Below are 3,068 nucleotides of genomic sequence, written 5' to 3' on the forward strand. Positions count from 1 at the left end.
TCCGGCGTGTGGACCTGTTCTGGGCCCGCCGCCTGCGCTACACCGGCCCGGGCTGGGGTGACGGCTGCTGCCCCGCGGTGCACGAACACCACCACACGGGCGAGGTGATCGTGCACGGGCCGCGCCTCACCGACCCGGCCGCGCTCGCCCAGCTCCAGCACATCGACGACGACGAGATCCCGATCGTGATGCCCCGCAACACGCTGATCGACTTCGGCCCGAAGGAGCGCGACACCACGCCGCGCCTCTTCACCATCGAGCAGTTCGCCAAGCTCTTCGAGAACTTCCAGCACAGCGCCTGGCACCGGGAGACCCGCGGGCGCTACGCGGTCGACGAGCAGAGCGACAACTACGCCCAGTTCGCCCGGGGAGAGAAGCCGCTGTGGGATCTGGAGACTCCCTGGAGCAGCGGCATCCGTGAGAAGACCGCGGGGGGCGCCTACGTGGGCCGGGTCCGCGTCGTGGACGACCCGCTGACCGAGGGGCAGCGGTACCTGCTCGCGCACGGCGAGAAGACCGTGCGCGGCAGCTTGAGAGGAGATCACCTCGAAGTCGCTCGCTCGCTTCCGGAAGACCAAGAAGACGGCGATCCTTTCCACAGCTCTGCTCGGCCTGGTCTTACCGACGAACGCTCTGCTCACTGCCACACCGGCTGCCGCTGTCTCGTGCAGCGGATGGGGATGGAGCAACCCCGACGCAGGCCACGGATACATGACGAAGAGCGGCACCCATCTGAAGTCCGGCCCGTACTCGGCATGCGCCGACCTGACGACAACGGCCCCGGTGGGCACCCACCTGTATTACCACTGTTACGTGGTGAACGACTACGGCAACACCTGGACCCATGTACGGGGCGATGGAACGAGCATCGAGGGCTGGACCTCGGACGACAACCTTGATGACAACGGTGCGACCAGCCGCTGCTGAGTTGAGTCGCGATGCCGGTCTTCAGCTGAGGAGACCTGGTTCCAGCTGCTGCTCCCCACTGACAGAGATGTGACCGGTGGTTCTACTGAAGAACCTGGCCGGCCCACGGACTGACGTCGTCGACTGACCTGTTCGAGGTTGTCGACTCGTCGGCGGGACCACCGCTCACGCGGCCGGACGGGCTGTGTGACGTCAGAAGCGCGGCCTGTCGAGAGATCGTTGGCACCCGGGCCGCGAACAACGTCTCATCGGGCGTTTCCGGTGTTCCGTCGCCCTGCGGCCGCACCTTCGGCGGGCGGGATCAGCGGCTCCGCGATCTCCCACAGCCCGTCCGGAACAATCCGACGTCCCGTGCCCCGCCCCTTGCTCAGACCGACGAGCCGAACCCCACGTGGGACACGGCTTCATGGACTTCGAGCCTGGTGGATCACTGGAACGATCAGCACTTCGCGCCGTCGAGGAGATTCGGCGCAAAAGGTCAGTATCACAGAGAACCTATATGGGAGGTTTTGTACATGCGAAAGAGCTTTGCCCTGGTCGCCGCCGTGGGCAGCCTGACAGGGGCGTTCGCCCTTGCACCCGGCGCCGCGGCCTCGACCCCGAGCAGCCCGGCCCCCGTCGTGACGACATACGACCCCGGAGCGCCCGTTCCCGAGGGGGCCCACAGCCTGTCGGACAAGGCAGGTGCGACAGGGGCCACGGCCGGAATCATCGCCGTGTAAGACAAGAACTTCCTCAACCGCAGGGACAAGACGAAGTGCGCGGACGACAGTGCCAACAACGGGCTGAGGGTGCACACCTGTAGCCACGCGAGCTTCGACAACGGCTTCCAGAAGTTCACGGCGATCCAGTACGACGACGGTTACATGAACTTCCAGAACGCGGCTACGGGGGAATGCCTCGACGGCAGCGCCGCCAACGGCGTCCGCACCCACGACTGCAGCACCGCCAGTTACGTCAACGGCTACCAGCGTTGGTACGTCAACGACCAGGACAACGCCTACGAGTGGGTTTCCTTCCGGAACGTGGCCACCGGAAAGTGCCTGGACTACAGCCCCACCTACGGTCTGCGCCTCCACGACTGCAGCGCTGCCGCCCTTCAGAACGGCTACCAGGGCTGGAACTACTGAGCCGACGGGAGGGTGCACCTCATCCCTGGGCCGCGTTTCGGCAGTGGGCTCCGTTCCTCGTCCTGCGTCTGGATGCTCCAGGTGTGGGGCGAGGGGATTTTTCAGGCGAGCAGTGGGCGCTCCAGCGCTGACGCGCTGATCGCGCCGTCGTCGGGGCCGGGCTTCGAAGCGGGCGAGGAAGTCAGCCGCCCGGCCTGGGCGGCGCGGGCTGCTTGCTCGGCCTCAGCCGCTGCTGTGGGGTACGAACGAGGTTGGCCTTGACCTTGGAAAACATAGCGGGGGGGGCCTCTATGTCGTTCGTCAATCCCGTGCTGCCGGTTTCGGGGTGTTGGTCCCGTTCATGCGGCGAGGGTGACGGTGGGGGCTCGTAGATGGCGTCGTCCGCCGATCACCGCAGCGTCCTTCGCGTCGGTCTTCGCCTCACCGGGATCGAGATCGGCGATCCGGCGCATGGCCAGTCCGGGCAGGTAGGCGACCCGGCAGCCCGTGTCCCGGGCGACGGCCAGGGGCAGGGCGCCGATGGAGGCGGGCTGGTCCACGATCACCAGCACCGTGCCGGACTTCGCGGCCAGCTTGTCGAGGACGGCCCGCAGCTTCGGCTCGCTGTCGGGCAGCCGCTTGTCGAAGACCTTCTTCCGGCCGGAGTCAGCCCGTGCCTGTGATGGGCGCTCCTGCCGACGTCCAGGCCGAGGGACACGCCCACGTCTTCGGTGTCGAACATCGCACCCTTCGCAGGGGGTGGCGGCGCCGGTCTCGGCAGGTGTCGTGCGCGCGCATCCACGTCATGCGGACCTGCCGCCCGCGAACTGCCCGGCATTGCGCCGGACCGGACGGTGGCCGGACCTCGGCGTCTCCGACGACACCTCCCGGGCCCGGCGACACCCCCAGGTCATGCTTTCGGCAAGAGGGCACAGTCATGCCAGGCCCGGAGGCCGGCGATCCCGTTGCAGGACCGCGAAAAAGATAACGAGGCGGGCCCGCCGAAGACATGCTTGTGGGGGCTTCGGCGGG

The 3,068-nt window shown here is 67.3% G+C and carries 3 protein-coding genes and 2 pseudogenes; 3 read left to right on the forward strand and 2 right to left on the reverse strand.

Annotation, left to right across the window (positions count from 1 at the left end):
- Positions 1 to 899, forward strand: an 899-nt coding sequence (locus ABZ371_RS30930; RefSeq protein ID WP_358685895.1) for a DUF6879 family protein, incomplete at its 5' end; no start/stop codon positions are given.
- Between the two features lie 251 nt (positions 900 to 1,150).
- Here the strand turns inward: ABZ371_RS30930 and ABZ371_RS30935 are convergent.
- A pseudogene (locus tag ABZ371_RS30935) lies at positions 1,151 to 1,268 on the reverse strand (IS5/IS1182 family transposase); the annotation flags it as partial.
- 174 nt (positions 1,269 to 1,442) lie between these two features.
- On the opposite strand from ABZ371_RS30935, the gene ABZ371_RS30940 reads away from it, so the two are divergent.
- Together ABZ371_RS30940 and ABZ371_RS30945 are read left to right on the forward strand one after the other, a co-directional pair.
- The gene (locus ABZ371_RS30940) at positions 1,443 to 1,649 is read left to right on the forward strand and encodes a hypothetical protein (RefSeq protein WP_358685897.1); all 207 of its coding nucleotides are present in this window, start codon (positions 1,443 to 1,445) and stop codon (positions 1,647 to 1,649) included.
- Between the two features lie 69 nt (positions 1,650 to 1,718).
- Positions 1,719 to 2,057, forward strand: a complete 339-nt coding sequence (locus ABZ371_RS30945) for an RICIN domain-containing protein (RefSeq protein ID WP_358685899.1) — start codon at positions 1,719 to 1,721, stop codon at positions 2,055 to 2,057.
- A gap of 386 nt (positions 2,058 to 2,443) precedes the next feature.
- On the opposite strand, the pseudogene ABZ371_RS30950 reads toward ABZ371_RS30945, so the two are convergent.
- Positions 2,444 to 2,778, reverse strand: a pseudogene (locus tag ABZ371_RS30950) (IS110 family transposase); the annotation flags it as partial.
- Between the last annotated feature and the right edge of the window lie 290 nt (positions 2,779 to 3,068).

Source organism: Streptomyces sp. NPDC005899, from assembly GCF_040629645.1.
Taxonomy (GTDB): Bacteria; Actinomycetota; Actinomycetes; order Streptomycetales; family Streptomycetaceae; genus Streptomyces.

What these genes read in the sequence shown, in the direction of transcription:
- ABZ371_RS30940 (WP_358685897.1), top strand. Translation starts at nt 1,443, where the DNA reads ATGCGAAAGAGCTTTGCCCTGGTCGCCGCCGTGGGCAGCCTGACAGGG.